The sequence below is a fragment of the Pseudorhodoferax aquiterrae genome (assembly GCF_014652235.1).
In the GTDB taxonomy this organism is placed as follows: domain Bacteria; phylum Pseudomonadota; class Gammaproteobacteria; order Burkholderiales; family Burkholderiaceae_C; genus Pseudorhodoferax; species Pseudorhodoferax aquiterrae.
The window spans coordinates 15,244-33,091 of record NZ_BMYK01000045.1; the positions used below are offsets into that span (position 1 = coordinate 15,244).

Below are 17,848 nucleotides of genomic sequence, written 5' to 3' on the forward strand. Positions count from 1 at the left end.
CCATGTCCACCATCACCCACATCCAGGCCCTGGAGATCATCGACTCGCGCGGCAATCCCACGGTGGCCGCCCGCGTGCGGCTGGCCGACGGCAGCTGCGGCAGCGCCGCCGCGCCCTCGGGCGCCTCGACCGGTTCGCGCGAGGCCGTGGAACTGCGCGACGGCGACACGGCGCGCTACAAGGGCAAGGGGGTGCGCCGCGCTGTCGCCCATGTGAACGGCGAGATCGCCCAGGCCCTGGCCGGCCTGGACGCACTGGACCAGGCCGCGCTCGACCGCAAGCTCTGCGCGCTGGACGGCACGGCCGACAAGTCGCGCCTGGGCGCCAACGCGCTGCTGGCGGTGTCGCTGGCCGCCGCCCAGGCCGCCGCTGCATCCCAGGGCAAGCCGCTGTACCGCCACCTGGCTCCCACCGGCCCGCTCACGCTGCCCGTGCCCATGATGAACATCATCAACGGCGGCGCCCATGCCGACAACAACGTCGACATCCAGGAGTTCATGGTGCTGCCCATCGGCGCGCCGCGCTTCGGCGAGGCGCTGCGCTACGGCGTCGAGGTCTTCCACGCGCTCAAGTCCCTGCTCAAGGCGCGCGGCCTGTCCACCGCGGTCGGCGACGAAGGCGGCTTCGCGCCCGACCTGCCCTCCAACGAGGCCGCGCTGGACACCATCGTGCGCGCCATCGAGCTGGCCGGCTTCGCGCCGGGCCGCGAGATCTTCCTGGGCATCGACGCGGCGAGTTCGGAGTTCCACGAGGGCGGCCGCTACACGCTCTCGTCCGAGAACCGCGCCTTCGACAGCGCCGGCTTCGCCGACTACCTCGCGCGCTGGGTCGACGCCTACCCCATCGTCTCCATCGAGGACGGCCTGGACGAGAGCGATTGGGCCGGCTGGAAGCTGCTGACCGAACGCCTGGGCCGGCGCGTGCAGCTGGTCGGCGACGACCTGTTCGTGACCAACACAGCCATCCTGCGCCGCGGCATCGAAGGCGGCATCGCCAACGCCATCCTGGTCAAGCCCAACCAGATCGGCACGCTGACCGAGACCCTGGCGGCCATCGCCATGGCGGCAGACGCCGGCTACGGCGCCGTGGTCTCGCACCGCTCGGGCGAGACCGAGGACTGCTGCATCGCCGACCTGGCCGCCGCCACACGCGCCACGCAGATCAAGACCGGCTCGCTGTGCCGCTCGGACCGCATGGCCAAGTACAACCGGCTGCTCTGGATCGAGGCCGAAATCGGCCGCGACGCGGTCTACGCGGGCCGCGACGCCTTCCCGCTGCTGCGCCAGAACGCCTGAGCCTTGCCATGCAGATCCTGATCGCCCCCGACTCGTTCAAGGAGAGCCTCAGCGCGCTGCAGGTGGCGCAGGCCATCGCCGCCGGCTTCCGCGAGGTCTTCCCCGAGGCGCGCTACCGCCTTCTGCCCATGGCCGACGGCGGCGAAGGCACGGTGCAGGCGCTGGTCGATGCCACGGGCGGCCGCCTGCGCGAGCGCATGGTCACGGGCGCCACGGGCCGGCCCATCCCGGCCGGCTACGGCCTGGCCGCCGACAACAGCCTGGCGTTCATCGAAATGGCCGCCGCGAGCGGGCTCGAAGCCGTGCCGCCCGCCGAGCGCGACCCGCGCAGCGCGACCAGCCATGGCACGGGCGAACTGATCGCCGACGCGCTGGACGCCGGAGCGCGGCGCTTCGTCATCGGCCTGGGCGGCAGCGCCACCAACGACGGCGGCGCCGGCATGCTGCAGGCCCTGGGCGTGCGCCTGCTCGATGCCGACGGCCTGGACCTGCCGCGCGGCGGCGCCGCGCTCGCGCGGCTGCAGCGCATCGATGCGAGCGGCCTGGACCCGCGCATCGCGCAATGCCGCATCGACGTGGCCTGCGACGTGAGCAATCCGCTGCTGGGCCCGCGCGGCGCCTCGGCCGTGTTCGGCCCGCAGAAGGGCGCGACTCCGGCCATGGTGGCCGAGCTCGACGCCTGCCTGCAGCGCCTGGCCGAGCGTCTGCGCGACGACCTGGGCCAGGATGTGGCCGAGGTGCCCGGCACGGGCGCGGCCGGCGGCATGGGCGCGGCGCTGCTCGCGGTGCTGGGCGCGCAGCTGCGCCCGGGCAGCGAGGTGGTGGCCGACGCGCTGGGCCTGGACGCCGCTGTGCGCGAGGCCGACCTCGTCATCACGGGCGAAGGCCGCACCGACGGCCAGACCCTCCATGGCAAGGCGCCCATCGGCGTGGCCCGCGTGGCGGCGCGCCATGGCGTGCCCGTGGTCGGCCTGTCGGGCGCGCTGACGCCCGATTCCAGCGCCGTGCACGCACACGGCATCGCGGCGGTGTTCAGCGCCGTGCGCAGTGTCTGCACCGTGGAGGAAGCGCTGCGCGACGCCGCGGCCAACGTGCGCGCCACGGCGCGCAACATCGCCATGGCCTTGCAGCTGGGCCAGCGTCTCGCTAGGCCTGCACCGCCGACGGCCAGACGCTGAAGACGCGTTCACGCAGCGCGGCCTGCAGCGGCCGCGCCGCGTCCTCGGCCAGCACCAGCAGCGACAGCGGGCAGGCGATGCGCTCGCCGTCCCAGGCCACGATGCGGCCGGCCGCCAGCAGCTCCTGGGCGCGCCGCTCGCGCGCCAGGCACAGGCCCACGCCGGCCTGCACCAGGTCCAGCAGCGTGGATTCCTGGTCGACCTCGGCCACGGTCTGGCGCGACAGGCCCTGCTGGCGCAGCAGCCGTTCCATGATGACGGTCTGCGAACTGCCGGGCGCCGTGCCGATCCAGGGCAGCGCCGCCAGCGCCGCCCAACCCTGGCCCATCACGCGCGCTGCCCAGGCCGGCGGCAGCACCACGGCGTAGGACTCCACGGCCAGCACGATGGCCGAGACCTCGGCGTCGTCCACGTCGCCGAGGAAGAAGCAGGCCTCGAGCTCGCGCGCCTTGAGGCGCTGCAGCACCGTGCCCGAGATGCCCTGCTCCAGCCGCACGTCCACCTGCGGGCAGTGCTGCTGCATCTCGCTGAGCAGCTCGCCCAGGCGGATCGATGCGGGATCGACGATGGTGCCCAGCCGCAGCGTCCCCGACAACTGGCCCTGCAGCTGGCGCGCGGCCGCGGCCAGCTCGCCCGCGGCGTCCAGCGTGCGCTGGGCCAGCGGCAGCAGGCGACGGCCGATGGCGCTGGGGGTCATGCCGGCCGTGGTACGGTCGAACAGCGGGCCGCCCAGTTCCTCCTCGAGCGCCTTGAGCTGCTTGGACACCGCCGATTGCGTCAGGTGCAGCTGTTCCGCCGCCCGCGTCACATGGCCGACACGGGCGACAGCGACGAAGGCGCGCAGTTGGTAGATTTCCATGGTCCGGGAAGTTTGGCACACGGCTCCCGCGCATCCCACCACCCCATCAAGGAGTTCGCTGATGAACGGCGCCCACAGTCTGGTCCACACACTTCTGAAGTCAGGCATCGACACCTGCTTCGCCAACCCCGGCACGAGCGAGATGCACTTCGTCGCCGCGCTGGACCAGATCCCCGGCATGGACTGCGTGCTGGGCCTGCAGGAGAACGTGGTGACCGGCATGGCCGACGGCTACTGGCGCATCGCGCGCAAGCCGGCCTGCACGCTGCTGCACTGCGGCCCGGGCCTGGCCAACGGCCTGGCCAACCTGCACAACGCACGCCGCGCCCATGCCGGCATCGTCAACATCGTGGGCGACCAGGCCACCTACCACCGTCCGCACGACGCACCGCTGACGGCCGACACCGAGGCCATGGCGCGCACCGTCTCGGCATGGGTGCGCACCAGCACCCGTGCCGAGGACGTGGGCCGCGACGCGGCCGCCGCCGTGCAGGCCGCGCGCAGCGCGCCGGGCCAGGTGGCCACGCTGGTCCTGCCCTCCGATGCCTCGTGGAACGAAGGCGGGGCCGTGGCCGAGCCGCTGCCCGTGCCGGCTCCCGGCCCGCTGGACCCGCTGGCCGTCGACAACGCCGCGCGCGTGCTGCGCGCGGCCGGCCGTGACACGCTGATCCTCTTGGCCGACAGCGCCGTGCGCGGTCCGGCCCAGGCCCTGGCCTGGCGCGTGGCCCAGGCCACGGGCGCCACGCTGCTGGCCGACTTCATGAACGCGCATGTGGAGCGCGGCCGCGGCCGCCTGCCGCTCGAGCGCGTGCCCTACGTGACCGACCTGGCCATCAAGACGCTGGCACGCTTCCAGCACATCGTGCTGGTCGGTGCCAAGCCGCCCGTGGGCTTCTTCGCCTACCCGGGCAAGCCGTCCACGCAGTACGCACCCGAGGCGCAACTGCACCGGCTCTCGCGCCTGGACCAGGACCCCACGGCGGCGCTGCGCGCCCTGGTGGAGGCGCTGAACGCCCCCGAGGCCGCGCTGCCCGAGGCCGGCCCTCGGCCCGAGCCCGCACGCGGCAGGCCCACGCCCGAGGGCCTGGCCCAGACCGTGGCCGCGCTGATGCCCGAGCAGGCCATCGTGTCGGACGAAAGCGTGTCCTTCGGCCGCGGCTTCTACCAGCACACGCATGCCGCGCCCGCGCACGACTGGCTGCACCTGGCCGGCGGTGCGATCGGCGACGGCCTGCCCGTGGCCACCGGCGCGGCCATCGCCGCCAAACGCCAGCGCCGCGTGATCAGCCTGCAGGCCGACGGCTCGGCCATGTACTCGCTGCAATCGCTGTGGACGCAGGCGCGCGAGCAGCTGCCCTGCACCACCATCATCCTGTCCAACCGCAAGTACAACATCCTGATCGGCGAGTACGCGGGCGTGGGCGCCAAGCCCGGCGACACCGCCATGCGCATGCTGGACCTGGGCAATCCCGACCTGGACTGGGTGCGCCTGGCCGGCGGCATGGGCGTGGAGGCCGCACGCGCCGAAACGCTGGAGCAGTGCGCGGACCTGCTGCGCGCGAGCTTCGCGCGCAAGGGCCCGTTCCTGATCGAGCTGATGGTGTGATGCTCACCAGGTGGCGAACATGGCGGCCACCGTCGCGCCCATCACGGCCGTGGCCAGCCAGCCGGTGGCGCGCAGGCGCGGGCCGATCACATAGGGCCCCATCACGGCCGGGCGCGCGGCCAGCACCATCATGACGGCCATGATGGGCACCGAGATCACGCCGTTGAGCACGGCCGACCAGAACAGCTCGCGCACCGGGTCCATGGGCGTGAAGCACAGCAGCACGCCGCCCAGCGTGGCCGCGGCGATCACGCCGTAGAAGCCGCGGCCCTCCCCGCGGTCCAGCCGCGCGCTCAGCGTGCCCTGCCAGCCCGCCGCCTCGGCCACGGCATAGCCGGCCGAGCCGGCCAGCACCGGCACGGCCAGCATGCCGGTGCCGATGATGCCCAGGCTGAACAAGAGGAAGGTGAAGTCGCCCGCCAGCGGCCGCAGCGCCTCGGCGGCCTGGGCCGAGGTCTGGATGTCGGTCACGCCGGCCGCGTGCAGGGTGGCGGCCGTGCTCAGGATGATGAAGAAGGCGATGAGGTTGGAAAAGCCCATGCCCACCAGCGTGTCCAGCTTGATGCGGCGCAAGTGCCGGCGCACGTCGGCCGCGCCGTGCGGCGGGCCGTCGCGCCGGTCTTCCATCTCCTGCGCGGCCTGCCAGAAGAACAGGTAAGGGCTGATGGTGGTGCCCAGCAGCGCCACCACCATCAGCAGCAGCTCGTGGTTCAGCGCCAGCTGCGGCCAGGCTGCACGGCGCAAGACGTCCCACCAGTCGAGGTGCAGCGAGAAGGCCACGGCCACGTAGGCCAGCAGCGCGAGCGTGAGCCACTTGAGCCAGCGCACATAGCTCTGGTAGGGCAGGAAGACCTGCAGCACCAGGCTGGCCAGGCCGAAGGTCACGGCGTAGACATGGGCCGAGCCGCCCAGCAGCAGCCGCAGCGCCTCGGCCATGGCCGCGATGTCGGCCGCGATGTTGAGCGTGTTGGCCGCCACCAGCAGGCCGACCACCAGCAGCAGCACCCAGCGCGGAAACGCACCGCGGATGTTGGCCGCCAGCCCGCGCCGCGTGACATAGCCGATGCGCGCGCTGACGACCTGCACGGCGGCCATCAGCGGCAGCGTGAACACGGCCGTCCACAGCATGCCGTAGCCGAACTGGGCACCGGCCTGGGAATAGGTCGCGATGCCGCTCGGGTCGTCGTCGGCCGCTCCCGTGATCAGGCCCGGGCCGAGCTGGCGCAGGCCGCGCCATGTCCTGCCGTTCACCGGTGGCCTCGCGCGTCAGCCGCCGCGCCGCGCGTCGCGGTCGGACGCGGACATGGCGGCGCCGGCAGCGGCGGCGGGGAAGAGGATCTTGTGCATGGTGAACTCCTGTGGCCGCAGTCCGGTGGCCTGCGTCGTCGGGCCGCGCAGCCCTTGCGCGGACAGCCGAGTGTTGTGCCCGCGTGTTGCAGGCGCGTTCGCACGCCCACCGTGCCTGTTACCGCTGCAATACGCGATGGAACACGAGCGAGTTGCCTGCGCTGGCGCGGCCCGGCCCGCATCTGTTGCATCCGGTGCACGCCAGCATGCCGCAGCCGGCTTCGGCAGCGGCTTTCGCGGGTAAGCTGCGCCCGGGCATGGCACCGTGGAGACCGGTCTGCCCCCATCTGCGCCCACCCTGCTCAGGAGCACGACACCATGCAACGACGCCTCTTCACCGCCCTCCTCGCCGCCGGACTGGCCTTCGCCGGTGCCGCCCAGGCCGACCAGCTGGCCGACATCAAACAGAAGGGTCAGCTCGTCGTCGGCGTGCTGGGCACCGACGAGCCCAACAGCTTCCTCGATCCCAAGACGCGCGAGCTGGTCGGCTACGAGGTCGACCTGGGCAACGCCGTGGCCAAGGCGCTGGGCGTGAAGGCGGTGTTCAAGCAGATCGCCGTGGCGGCGCGCATCCCCGAACTGCAGCAAGGCCATGTGGACCTGCTGGCCGCCTCCCTCACGCACAACAAGGAGCGCGAGGCCCAGATCGACTTCTCGCTCACCACCTTCGTGACCGGCCAGAAGGCCATGGTCAAGAAGTCCAGCGGCGTCAAGGACGTGCCCGAACTGGCCGGCAAGCGCGTGCTGACGGCCAAGGGCGGGACCCAGGAGCCCAACATCCGCAAGGCCGTGCCCACGGCCGAGGTCGTGACCTACGAGAACTCGCAGCAGGCCTTCCTGGCGCTGCAGCAGGGCAAGGGCGTGGCCTACGTCAACGACGAGCTGAGCCTGCTGGTGGACATCGCCAAGCTCGGCCCCAAGGGGCAGGAGTACATGATGCTGCCCACGAACCTCAGCATCGAGCCGCTGGCCCTGGGCATCAAGAAGGGCGAGGCCGGGCTGAAGGCCGTGGTCGACGACACCTTGCGCGCGCTCGAGAAGTCCGGCGATGCCGAGAAGCTCTACATGAAGTGGTTCGGCCCGGGCACCAAGACCAACTCGAACACGCGCAGCTTCAAGTTCGAGACGGACAAGATCACCGGCTGACCGCCCGGCGCCAGCCGTGCGCCATCGCATGCCGGTCTTCGACTACACGCTGCTGCTCAAGGGCCAATACCACGACATGCTCGTGGCCGGCCTGCTGCTGTCGCTGCAACTGGCGGCGGCCACACTGGTGTTCGCGCTGCCGCTGGCGCTGCTGGTGGCGCTGCTGCGGCTGGCGCCGGCCGCCGCGCTGCGCTGGGTCGGCTTCGCCTACGTCGAGTCGATCCGCAACATCCCCTTGCTGGCCCACATGCTGTTCTGGTACTTCGCTGCGCCCGAGCTGCTGCCCGCAGGCATCAAGGCCTGGCTGTACAGCGGCAACATCGAGGCGGCGAGCGCCGTGGTCGCGCTCACGCTGTACACGGCGGCCTACATGTCCGAGGACATCCGCAGCGGCATCCGCGCCATCCCGGTGGTGCAGTTCGAGGCCGGGCGCGCGCTGGGCTTCGGCTTCCTGGCCACCATGCGCCGCGTGATCCTGCCGCAGGCGCTGCGCATCACGGTGCCGCCGCTGATCTCGCAGACGCTGAACCTGTGGAAGAACACCAGCATCGCCACTGTCATCGGCGCGGCCGAACTCATGTACCAGGCCGGCCAGGTGGAAAGCGCGACCTTCCGCAGCTTCGAGTCCTTCGCCTTCGCCACGGCGGCCTACCTCACGGTGTCGCTGGCCATCACCGCTCTGGCGGCCTGGTACCAGTCGCGCTACCCGGCGCGCACGGCCTAGGAACGCCGCATGCTCGAGCTCATCGACACCTATTGGCTCTATTTCCTGGTCGGCCAGTACCCGAACGGGCCGCTGGGCGGCCTGGCGCTCACGCTGCTGCTGGCCACGCTGGGCCTGCTGCTGGGCCTGCCGCTGGGCATCGTGCTGGGCCTGGCACGCGTGAGCCCCATCGCCTGGCTGCGCCTGCCCGTCACGGCACTGGTGTTCGTGGTGCGCGGCATTCCGCTGCTGATGGTGGTGTTCTGGGCCTACTTCTTCCTGCCCAGCGTCACGGGCGTGAAGACCGACCAGTTCTCCACCATGCTGATCGCACTCGTGGTGTTCGACGCGGTCTACCTGGCCGAGATCGTGCGCGCGGGCATCCAGGGCTTGCCGCGCGGCCAGGTGGAGGCGGCGCACTCGCTGGGCCTGGGCTGGTGGCGCAGCATGCGCACGGTGGTGCTGCCGCAGGCCACGCGCGCCATGCTGCCCTCGCTCGTCAACCAGTTCGTCTCCACGATCAAGGAGACCTCGCTGGGCTACATCATCGGCCTGAACGAGGTGTCCTTCGTCACCACGCAGATCAACACCCAGGTGTTCACGCGCCCGGCCGAGCTCTACGCCATCCTGGGTCTGACCTACTTCCTGCTGTGCTTCGGCCTGTCGCGCCTGGCCTACTGGCTGGAACGCCGGCTGGCCCGCAGCCCGCAGGCCGGGACCGCCCGGCCCCGTCCGGCCCAGCCCCAAGCGAGCGCGCCATGATCCAGTTCGACAAGGTCAACAAGTGGTACGGCGCCTACCAGGCGCTGACCGACATCTCCGAGACCATCGCCAAGGGCGAGGTGGTCGTGGTGTGCGGGCCGTCCGGCTCGGGCAAGTCCACGCTGATCCGCACCGTGAACCGGCTCGAGCCGATCCAGTCCGGCACCATCACCGTGGACGGGCGGGACATCCACGCGCGCGGCGTCGACCTGAACGACTTGCGCTCGCGCATCGGCTTCGTGTTCCAGCAGTTCAACCTGTTCCCGCACCTGACGGTGCTGCAGAACTGCACGCTGGCGCCAATGCAGCTGCGCGGCCTGTCGCGTGCACAGGCCGAGGAACGCGCGCTGGCGCTGCTCGCGCGCGTGGGCCTGGCCCACAAGGCGGCAGCGTACCCGGCGGACCTGTCCGGCGGGCAGCAGCAGCGCGTGGCGATCGCGCGTGCGCTGGCCATGCAGCCGCCGCTGATGCTGTTCGACGAACCCACCAGCGCGCTGGACCCGGAAATGGTGGGCGAGGTGCTGCTGGTCATGCGCGACCTGGCGCGCGAGGGCATGACCATGGTCTGCGTGACGCACGAGATGGGCTTTGCCCGCGAGGTGGCCGACCGCGTGCTGTTCATGGACCAAGGCCGCGTGCTGGAGCGCGCCACGCCGCAGGACTTCTTTGCGCGGCCGCAGCATCCGCGCGCGCAGCAGTTCCTGTCCGACATCCGCACGCCGTTCGCGTCCACCACCGACCGGCCGGCGCCAAGCCCCACGCATTTCACCGGATTTGAACCCTCAAGACAAAATCATTGAAACTTTACGCACGGTCAGCGCTCTAGAGTCGGGTCCGCGCGGTTGACCATGCCCATGGAAACCGACGTCCCACAAGAAAACACACGCCCGCATGCCGACTTCCACCGCCGCCCCGACCCGATACACCGCCACGGCCATGGCCCTGCACTGGCTGCTGGCCCTGGCCCTGGTCGGCATCTTCGCGGTGGGCCTGTACATGACCAGCCTGCCGTTCTCGCCCGCGCGGCTCAAGCTCTACAACTGGCACAAGTGGGCCGGGGTGAGCATCCTGGCGCTTTCGGCATTGCGGCTGCTGTGGCGCCTCACGCACCGTCCGCCCGCGCTGCCGGCCGCCGTGCAGGCCGCCATGCCGCGCTGGCAGCAGCTCGCCCACAACGCCACCCACCACCTGCTGTACCTGCTGTTCTTCGCCGTGCCGCTGATCGGCTGGGCCTACAGCTCGGCGGCAGGCTTTCCCATCGTGTTCCTGGGCCTGGTGCCGCTGCCCGATTTCGTGCCCGTCAACGCCGACCTGGCCGAACTGATCAAGCCCTGGCACGAGATCAGCGCCTATGCGCTGGCCGCGCTGGTCGTGCTGCACGTGGCGGCCGCGCTCAAGCACCATTTCATCGACCGCGACGGCCTGCTCGCGCGCATGCTGCCCGGCCGCGGTTGAGCCCCTTTCTTTTCGTTCGGAGTTGCCATGAAGTTCGTCACCACCTTTGCCGGCCTGATGCTGGCCGCCACCGCCGCGCTGGCGCAACAGGCCCTGGTGCCCGCGCAAAGCGAGATCGCGTTCGTGAGCAAGCAGATGGGCGTGCCCGTCGAGGGGCGCTTCAAGAAGTTCGATGCCCAGGTCGCATTCGACCCGGCCAAGCTCGCCACCAGCAAGGTCGCCTTCACGGTCGACATGGGCAGCGCCTCGCTGAGCAAGGAGGCCGACGCCGAACTCGTCAAGCCGGTCTGGTTCAACACGCCCAAGTTCCCGCAGGCCAGCTTCCAGTCCAGCGCCATCAAGGCCCTGGGCGGCGGCAAGTACGAAGTGGCCGGCAAGCTGTCCATCAAGGGCAACGCCCAGGACGTGGTCGTACCGGTCACGCTCGCGCAAAGCGGCGCCAACACCGTGGCCACGGGCGCATTCACGATCAAGCGCCTGGCCTTCAAGATCGGCGAGAACGAGTGGACCGACACGTCCATGGTCGCCGACGACGTGCAGATCAAGCTCAAGCTCACGCTGACCGGCGTGCCCAAGCTCTGATTCCCCAACCCCAAACCTTGTTCACCTCAACCGGAGATTCCTGGATGCAACGCATTGCCCTGACCGCCCTGGCGACCGCCGCCGCTTCGATCCTGCTGGCCGCAGGCTCTGCCCACGCGCAGAGCGCCACCTACGTGGTCGAGCCGACGCACACCTTCGCCACCTTCGAGATCAGCCACTTCGGCGCGGCCGTGAACCGTGGCCGCTTCGAGAAGAAGGAAGGCCAGATCACGCTGGACAAGGCGGCCAAGACCGGCAAGGTCGAGATCACCTTCCAGATTGCCTCCATCAGCACCGGCACGCCGCCGTTCGACAAGCATCTGCAAAGCGCCGACATCTTCGACGCCGCCCAGTTCCCGACCGCCACCTTCGTGGGCGACAAGTTCACCTGGAACGGCGACAAGGTCAGCGAAGTGGCCGGCACCATGACGATCAAGGGCAAGAGCCAGCCCGTGACCTTCAAGGCCAAGCAGTTCAACTGCTACGAGAGCCCCATGCTCAAGCGCGAGGTCTGCGGCGGCGACTTCGAGACCACGATCGACCGCACCGCCTTCGGCGTGGACTACGGCATCAAGTTCGGCGTGCCCAAGGAAGTGCGCATCGTGGCCCAGATCGAGGCCATCAAGCAGTAAGCGCCGCACCCCCTACACTGCCCCCCACCCAGAACCGATCACAACAAGGGGGAGTGAACATGCGATACATCCTGCCGCGCTTCGTCGCGGCTTTTTTGCTGGCTTGCGCGCTCGGCAGCCAGGCCGCCGACGACGCCAAGCCCTCGCCGCAGGAGGCCGAACTGGCAGCGGCGTACAAGGCCGCGCAGGACACGCACCAGGCCGGCCCTGCCGCCATCGCCTTGCGCAACCAGGCCCATCTGCAACTGCCCGCGGGCTACCTCTGGATTCCGCAACCCGCGGCAGGGCAGCTCATGCAGGCCATGGGCAACCGTACCGACGACAGCCTGGTCGGCACCATCTATCCAGCGGGCGAAGGCGAGTGGTTCGTGGTCGTCCAGTTCGTCCAGGAGGGCTACATCAAGGACGACGACGCCAAGGACTGGAACGCCGACGAACTGCTGAGCAGCCTGCGCGAAGGCACGGAAGCGGCCAACGAGGAACGCGCCAAGCGCGGCATCGAGGCCATCGAGGTGGTGGGCTGGGCCCAAACGCCCCAGTACGACACGGCCACGCACCGGCTGGTCTGGTCGGCGCTGACACGTGGCAAGGGCGACACCAGCGGCACGCAGGGCGTGAACTACAACACCTATGCGCTGGGCCGCGAGGGCTACATCAGCCTGAACCTGGTGACGGCAGCCAATGCGCTGGAGAAGTACAAGCCCGAGGCCATGGCGCTGCTGGGCGCGCTGCAGTACGACGAAGGCAAGCGCTACGCAGATTTCAACAGCAGCACGGACAAGGTCGCGGCCTACGGGCTGACGGCCCTGGTCGCGGGCGCCGCGGCCAAGAAGCTGGGCTTGCTGGCCGTGATCGCGGCCTTCCTGGCCAAGTTCGCCAAGGTGGCGGTCGTGGCCGGGGGTGCGGCGATCTGGGGCTTCGCCAAGCTGTTCGGCAAGAAGAAGGCCGAGGGCCCGAAGGCCTGAGGTGAAGCTGCTCCTGCTGCTGCTCAGCGCCGGCAAGCTGGGCAAGTTGCTGACCACCGGCGGGACCATGCTGGTCTCCGTGGTGGCCTATGCCTTCGTGTTCGGCTGGCGCTATGCGGCCGGTTTCGTCGCTCTGATCTTCGTGCACGAGATGGGCCACTTCCTGGCGGCGCGCCAACGCGGCCTGGCCGTCGGCGCGCCGACCTTCATTCCCTTCGTCGGCGCCTGGATCGAACTGAAGGACCAGCCGCGCGATGCGGAGACCGAGGCCTGGATCGGTTTCGCCGGCCCGCTGCTGGGCAGCATCGCGGCGCTGGCCTGCTACTTCGCGGCGCGCGAGAGCGACAGCCGCCTGCTGCTCGCGCTGGCCTACGCCGGCTTCTTCCTGAACCTGTTCAACCTGATTCCGCTGTCGCCGTTCGACGGCGGGCGCATCACGGCCGTGCTGTCGCCGCGCATCTGGCTGCTCGGCGTGCCGGTGCTCGTGGCCATCTTCTTCTGGCGGCCGAGCCCACTGCTGGTGCTGATGGCCGTGCTGGCCGCGCCCCAGGTGCTCAAGGCCTGGCGCTACGATCCGCAGGCGCCGGAGAACCGCGCCTACTACGCGGCTTCTGCCGAAACGCGGCTGAGCTACGCGCTGTACTACCTGGGGCTGCTGGCCTTCCTGGCGGTCATGGCGCACGACACCCACGAGATGCTGGGCGCCTTGCGCTGAGGCGGCTCAGGCCGCGGGTACGACGGTCAGCCAGGGCCAACGCGCACGGTAGCTCTCGGCCTTGCGCAGAAACAGCGCAGGCGCCGGGTGCCAGGGATTCATGCGCAACACACCGGCCGCCAGTTCCTCCAGCCCGTGCGGCGCATACAGCGCGCCGCCGGACAGTTCCAGGCCCACGCAGGTGCAGGCGACCAGATAACGGTCGATGCCGTCGCGCGCGCTCCTGAGCTGCGGATAGTCCATGCCGAAGCGCTGCGGGTACCACAGGTGCACGCGCGCCTGGTTCTTGACCTCGACCTCCACGCCGAGGTCGGCCGTGCGTTCGCGCACCTGGCGGATCACGGCGTCCTCGGCCTCCCAGGACAGGTCGCGGTCGTCGAAGTAGAAGACGTCGTAGTCCTTCACGCCCCAAGCGGGCGCGCGGCCGGCCTGCCGGTTCCAGACCGTCTGGTACAGGCAGCCGGCGACCAGAAAGCCCTGCGGCAAGCCCATCGGCGCGAGGCGTTCGACCAGCGTCGCGTTGACCGGATTGGCCAGCGCGCCCGCGACCAGGCCTTCGGCGGAGAGCCCCATGCCCTACTTGATCAGCGCGTGCACGGCCTTGAATTCGGGGTGCTCGGCCGTCTCCAGCCACTCGAACAGCACCATCTCGGTGGTCACGAGTTCGGCGCCGGCGCCGGCCAGGCGGTCGAAGGCGGCGTCGCGGTTGCGCTCGGTGCGCGAGCCGCAGGCGTCGGTCACGACCCAGACCTCCATCTCCTCCTCGAGCAATTCCAGCGCGGTCTGCAGCAGGCAGACATGGGCCTCGCAACCCGCGATGACGATGCTGCCGCGCTCGGGCTCGGCCGGCTTCTGCAGGTGCTTGGGCAGGCTGCGCGCATTGCCGCCGGCCGGCTTGGCCGGCGGCTGCAGCCATTCGCCCAGGCCTTCGGCCACGGCGCTGAAGTGCATCTTGGCCAGGGTGCGCTGGCACAGCGCGCGCAGCTCGGGCAGATTGGGCCCCAGCCTGGAAGGGTTCTGCTCCGTGCCCCAGACCGGCACCTCGAGCCGTTGCGCGGCCTGCGCCAGCCGGAGCGCGTTGGCAGCCACCTCGGCATGGCCGGCGATGGCCGGCATGAGCTTTTGCTGGTAGTCGACCAGCACGAGTTGGGAGGTGGAGGCTTGCAGCAGCATGGGAATCGTCGGTCTTGGAAAAAGCCAGCCATGATAGGTGGGCGGCCCCGGCCCCTGCGGCGCCCGGACGCAAAAAAGCCCCGCGCGGGCGGGGCTCCGGGTGAGCGCGATGGGCGCTTCAGCTGCGGTGGCCTGCGCGCTTGCCGCGCCGTGCGGCACCCAAGGCCACCAGCGCCAGACCGGCCAGCACCAGCGTGCCCGGCTCCGGCACATCGTTGCGCGACTGGAACCGGTAGCCGGCGATGGCCAGCTCGTCGAAGCCCGGATCCATGTCGCGCAGAGACATCTGGATCACGATGGAATCGCTCGGCAGGTAGCCGCCACTGTAGAGGTCGAAGGTCGGGAAGACCGCAAAGTAGTCGGGCTTGCCGCTGCCGTTGGTGGTCCAGGTGTAGGTGTTGGCGCTGGGCGTGAGGATGTTGCAGTCGCCCAGAGGCAGGTCCGGATTGGCGCCGACCGTGGGATGGCCGCAGGAGGTGACGCGGGCATCGACGTCGTAGGTTCCGTTGGCCACCGTGTCCAGCGCGAATTCCTCCAGCAAGGTGCCGCCACGGTAGACCGCCACGCGGCCGGAAATCAGCATGTTGGGGTTCTGCTGGTTCTCGTTGTGGTCGAACACGAACAAGGGCTGGTAGGCCGTGCCGCCGATGGTCAGCAGCGTGCGCAGCGCCTCGACAGTGCCCGCCGCGCCGATGCCCCATGTGCCGTCGAAGCTGCCGGTCTGGCCTGCGTCCATCGGCGCCGCGAACGGGGAAGGATTCGCCACGCCGTTGTTGGAGTACACGATGACGCCCAGCGTGCCGGAACCGACCGCGAAGTCGAACACGCTGTTGTTGCCCGGCATCAGGCCGGCCGCCTGTTGCTGGGCCAGCAGGGACGAGGAATAAACCAGTGCCTGGTCGAACTGTTGGGGGCCGATGCCGTCGATCGGCGCGGTCGGCAAGGTAACGGTGGCCACGGCGTGGGCCGAGTGCGCAGCGCCTACAGCCAAGGCAGCTGCAACGAGAACTGAGCGAATGGAGCGAGACATGGGTGCCTCCGTTGTTTGTGTGAAGTGGGGACCACACAAACAGCAGAAATCGGGCCATGTGCATACGATTCGTCGGATTTCCCTCTGAACGAACTATGCAAGTCGTGGCATATGTCACGCGAAGCCGGTTTTCGATGGCAAGAACGCCGACACCGCTCTGGAGCGGGAGCTGCGCGCTTTGCTTGCAAATCAGGGAGCGCCCACGAGCCGCAACAGCTGGCCGTTGCCGGCATCGGTCAATACGTAGAGCAGGCCATCGGGGCCCTGGCGCACGTCGCGCACGCGCTGGTCCACGTCCTCCAGCAGTCGCTGCTCGCGCACCACCTGGCCGGCGGCGTCCAGTTCCAGCCGATGGAGCCGGCCGAACTTCAGCGACCCCACGAACAGGCTGCCCTGCCAGGCCCTGCCGTAGCGCTCGCTGCTCAGGAAGGCCATGCCCGAGGGCGCGATCGAGGGCACCCAGTATTTGAGTGGCTGCTCCATCCCGGCCTTCTCGGTCAGACCCTCGCCGATGCGGGCGCCGCCATAGTTCACGCCGTGCGTGATGACCGGCCAGCCGTAGTTGCGGCCCGGCTGGATCAGGTTGATCTCGTCGCCGCCCTGGGCGCCGTGCTCGTGCGTCCACAGCCGGCCATCCGGCGCCAGCGTCGCGCCCTGCAGGTTGCGGTGGCCGTAGCTCCAGATCTCGGGCAGGGCCCCGGCACGGCCGGCGAACGGGTTGTCGCGCGGCACGCTGCCGTCCTTGCCCACGCGCACGACCTTGCCGTGGTGGTTGTCCAGGGTCTGCGCGTCGGCCATGCGGCTGTAGCGGTCGCCCAGGGTCAGGAACAGCGTGCCGTCGGGCTTGCCGTCCACCTGGCGTTCGACGATGCGGCAGCCGAAGTGCGCGCTGCTGGCCACCTTGGGTTTCTGGCTGAAGACCACGCGCAAGTCCTCCAGGCGCGTGCGGTCGTCCGACAGGCGCGCACGCGCCAGCGCCGTGCTGTTGCCGCCGCCGCGCGCGGCCGGCTCGCTGTAGCAGAAGTAGACGAGGCGGTTGTCGGCGAAGCCGCTGTCCAGCACCACGTCGAGCAGCCCGCCCTGGCCGCCGGCCGCGATCTCGGGCAGACCGGCCAGCGGCGCACCAAGCCGGCCGTCGGGCTCGACCACGCGCATGCGGCCGGGCCGCTCGGTGACGAGGAAGCGGCCTTCGGGCAGGAAGGCCAGGCCCCAGGGGTTCTGCAGCCCGGCCGCCACGGGCTGGGTGCGCAGTGGCGACTGGGCAGCGGCGGGCCACGCGAGAACGAGGCTCAGGCCGGCCAGCACGGGGCCGATCCGGCGCGCAAACGAAGACAGAGACATGCGTTCAGATCCTGGAAATGCGCGTGCCTGGCGCCCACCGCGCCGCCATCCGCACGCCGCTTGGAGCAATGCCTCACGCGATTCGTTCGGCTTCGATTCCAGCCTTTTGTAGGAGCAGCGGCCGCGTTTCTGTCGGAAAATTTGCCACGATGTTACAAATTTAATTTGTAAATCATTATGAATCAAGCACTTGCAATGTTATTCTCGCTTGACGCCTGAATAGCGCAGGCCTTACTCTCCCGCCCCATGCCTCGCTGGACCGCCGTCTTCCTTCTCGCCTGCTGCGTCGCCAGCGCCGCCCAAGCCGCCCCCTCGGAGTCTCCCCTGCCGACCGCATCGCCCGAGATGCCGGCCGACATGCAGCGCGCATTGGCCGAACGCGGTCTGGTGCGGCAGACCCTGGGCCACATCGAGCAGGTCGGCCAGACCATGCGCGACACCACGTCCGACCTGGTCGGCACGGCCATGGGCTTCCTGGGTGTGCCCTACCGGCGTGGCGGCAATTCGGCCGAATCGGGCTTCGATTGCAGCGGCTTCGTCCGGGCCGTGTACTCGCAGACCGTGGGCCTGGTGTTGCCGCGCCGCGCCAACGAGCAGGCCGCCGCCACCGACACGATCGAGAAGCGCGATCTGCAACCAGGCGACCTCGTGTTCTTCAACACCATGCGCCGCGCCTTCAGCCATGTGGGCATCTACGTGGGCGACGGCAAGTTCGTGCACGCCCCGCGCAGTGGCGCGAAGGTCCGTGTCGAAGACATGGACAGCAGCTACTGGAAGCGCCGCTTCGACGGCGCCCGCCGTGTCGAGACCGACACGCCGCTGGACGCCAGCGCGCTGACCAGGTTGGGCGCCGGCGGCAACTGAGCCACCGGTCTCCACGCAAGCCCCCTCCCCCGTCCGATTCGCAAGCCCGCCCGTCGGCGCAGGCGCTGCACCACGGCTTGGCGCTGCCGGCCCTGCGCCTGCGCTTGCGCTTGCGCTTGCGCTTGCGCGATCGTGGCCTGCTAACCCGGATCTTTCGTGAAGGCAGCGCCGAGGCGGCCACGTGGCTGCGGGGCG

Annotated in this window: 19 protein-coding genes; 13 read left to right on the forward strand and 6 right to left on the reverse strand. The window is 69.9% G+C overall.

The window, feature by feature from the left end; translation table 11 throughout:
* The first annotated feature begins 2 nt into the window (after positions 1–2).
* Both eno and IE209_RS31960 read left to right on the forward strand, forming a co-directional pair.
* Positions 3–1,295 (forward strand): phosphopyruvate hydratase, encoded by a 1,293-nt coding sequence (gene eno / locus IE209_RS31955; RefSeq protein WP_189690897.1) that lies wholly within the window; start codon positions 3–5, stop codon positions 1,293–1,295.
* 8 nt (positions 1,296–1,303) lie between these two features.
* Entirely contained in the window at positions 1,304–2,473 is a 1,170-nt protein-coding gene (locus IE209_RS31960) for a glycerate kinase (RefSeq protein ID WP_189690898.1), read from the forward strand.
* On the opposite strand, the gene IE209_RS31965 is transcribed toward IE209_RS31960, so the two are convergent.
* Positions 2,442–3,332, reverse strand: a complete 891-nt coding sequence (locus IE209_RS31965; RefSeq protein WP_189690899.1) for a LysR family transcriptional regulator — start codon at positions 3,330–3,332, stop codon at positions 2,442–2,444. The genes IE209_RS31960 and IE209_RS31965 overlap by 32 nt on opposite strands.
* Before the next feature lie 61 nt (positions 3,333–3,393).
* Between IE209_RS31965 and IE209_RS31970 the strand changes: the two genes are divergently transcribed.
* The gene (locus IE209_RS31970; protein ID WP_189690900.1) at positions 3,394–4,938 is read left to right on the forward strand and encodes an acetolactate synthase large subunit; all 1,545 of its coding nucleotides are present in this window, start codon (positions 3,394–3,396) and stop codon (positions 4,936–4,938) included.
* Between the two features lie 3 nt (positions 4,939–4,941).
* Here IE209_RS31970 and IE209_RS31975 read toward each other — a convergent pair whose 3' ends face one another.
* Complete coding sequence (locus IE209_RS31975; protein ID WP_189690901.1) at positions 4,942–6,189, reverse strand: NRAMP family divalent metal transporter; 1,248 nt, start codon at positions 6,187–6,189, stop codon at positions 4,942–4,944.
* 414 nt (positions 6,190–6,603) lie between these two features.
* Here IE209_RS31975 and IE209_RS31980 point away from each other — a divergent pair, with 414 nt between their 5' ends.
* From IE209_RS31980 to IE209_RS32020, 9 genes are all read left to right on the forward strand, one after another.
* The gene (locus tag IE209_RS31980; RefSeq protein WP_189690902.1) at positions 6,604–7,431 is read left to right on the forward strand and encodes an ABC transporter substrate-binding protein; all 828 of its coding nucleotides are present in this window, start codon (positions 6,604–6,606) and stop codon (positions 7,429–7,431) included.
* Positions 7,432–7,459: 28 nt separating this feature from the next.
* A complete protein-coding gene (locus IE209_RS31985) occupies positions 7,460–8,155 on the forward strand; it encodes an amino acid ABC transporter permease (protein WP_189690915.1) in 696 nt (231 codons plus the stop codon).
* 9 nt (positions 8,156–8,164) lie between these two features.
* Complete coding sequence (locus IE209_RS31990; RefSeq protein ID WP_189690903.1) at positions 8,165–8,896, forward strand: amino acid ABC transporter permease; 732 nt, start codon at positions 8,165–8,167, stop codon at positions 8,894–8,896.
* Entirely contained in the window at positions 8,893–9,696 is an 804-nt protein-coding gene (locus tag IE209_RS31995; RefSeq protein WP_189690904.1) for an amino acid ABC transporter ATP-binding protein, read from the forward strand. Before IE209_RS31990 ends, IE209_RS31995 begins: the two co-directional genes overlap by 4 nt.
* Before the next feature lie 91 nt (positions 9,697–9,787).
* On the forward strand, positions 9,788–10,351 hold the full coding sequence (locus tag IE209_RS32000; protein WP_189690905.1) for a cytochrome b: 564 nt from the start codon (positions 9,788–9,790) through the stop codon (positions 10,349–10,351).
* 27 nt (positions 10,352–10,378) lie between these two features.
* Positions 10,379–10,933, forward strand: coding sequence for a YceI family protein (locus tag IE209_RS32005; protein ID WP_189690906.1), 555 nt, complete (start codon positions 10,379–10,381; stop codon positions 10,931–10,933).
* Positions 10,934–10,977: 44 nt separating this feature from the next.
* Positions 10,978–11,565 carry a YceI family protein gene (locus IE209_RS32010; RefSeq protein ID WP_189690907.1) on the forward strand — a complete coding sequence of 196 codons (588 nt, stop codon included), beginning with the start codon at positions 10,978–10,980 and terminating at the stop codon, positions 11,563–11,565.
* Positions 11,566–11,624: 59 nt separating this feature from the next.
* Positions 11,625–12,530: a DUF2167 domain-containing protein gene (locus tag IE209_RS32015; protein ID WP_189690908.1), complete on the forward strand. Its 906-nt coding sequence runs from the start codon at positions 11,625–11,627 to the stop codon at positions 12,528–12,530.
* A 1-nt stretch (position 12,531) separates the two neighbouring features.
* Positions 12,532–13,245, forward strand: coding sequence for a site-2 protease family protein (locus IE209_RS32020; RefSeq protein WP_189690909.1), 714 nt, complete (start codon positions 12,532–12,534; stop codon positions 13,243–13,245).
* A gap of 6 nt (positions 13,246–13,251) precedes the next feature.
* Here the strand turns inward: IE209_RS32020 and IE209_RS32025 are convergent, their stop codons facing one another.
* From IE209_RS32025 to IE209_RS32040, 4 genes are all read right to left on the reverse strand, one after another.
* Positions 13,252–13,818 (reverse strand): nucleotidyltransferase family protein, encoded by a 567-nt coding sequence (locus tag IE209_RS32025; RefSeq protein ID WP_189690910.1) that lies wholly within the window; start codon positions 13,816–13,818, stop codon positions 13,252–13,254.
* Positions 13,819–13,821: 3 nt separating this feature from the next.
* Positions 13,822–14,418 carry an isochorismatase family protein gene (locus IE209_RS32030; RefSeq protein WP_189690911.1) on the reverse strand — a complete coding sequence of 199 codons (597 nt, stop codon included), beginning with the start codon at positions 14,416–14,418 and terminating at the stop codon, positions 13,822–13,824.
* A 118-nt stretch (positions 14,419–14,536) separates the two neighbouring features.
* Complete coding sequence (locus tag IE209_RS34085; RefSeq protein ID WP_229883163.1) at positions 14,537–15,376, reverse strand: PEP-CTERM sorting domain-containing protein; 840 nt, start codon at positions 15,374–15,376, stop codon at positions 14,537–14,539.
* Positions 15,377–15,637: 261 nt separating this feature from the next.
* Positions 15,638–16,789 carry a PQQ-dependent sugar dehydrogenase gene (locus tag IE209_RS32040; RefSeq protein WP_189690912.1) on the reverse strand — a complete coding sequence of 384 codons (1,152 nt, stop codon included), beginning with the start codon at positions 16,787–16,789 and terminating at the stop codon, positions 15,638–15,640.
* A gap of 246 nt (positions 16,790–17,035) precedes the next feature.
* On the opposite strand from IE209_RS32040, the gene IE209_RS32045 reads away from it, so the two are divergent.
* Positions 17,036–17,653: a C40 family peptidase gene (locus tag IE209_RS32045; protein WP_189690913.1), complete on the forward strand. Its 618-nt coding sequence runs from the start codon at positions 17,036–17,038 to the stop codon at positions 17,651–17,653.
* Positions 17,654–17,848 lie beyond the last annotated feature (195 nt).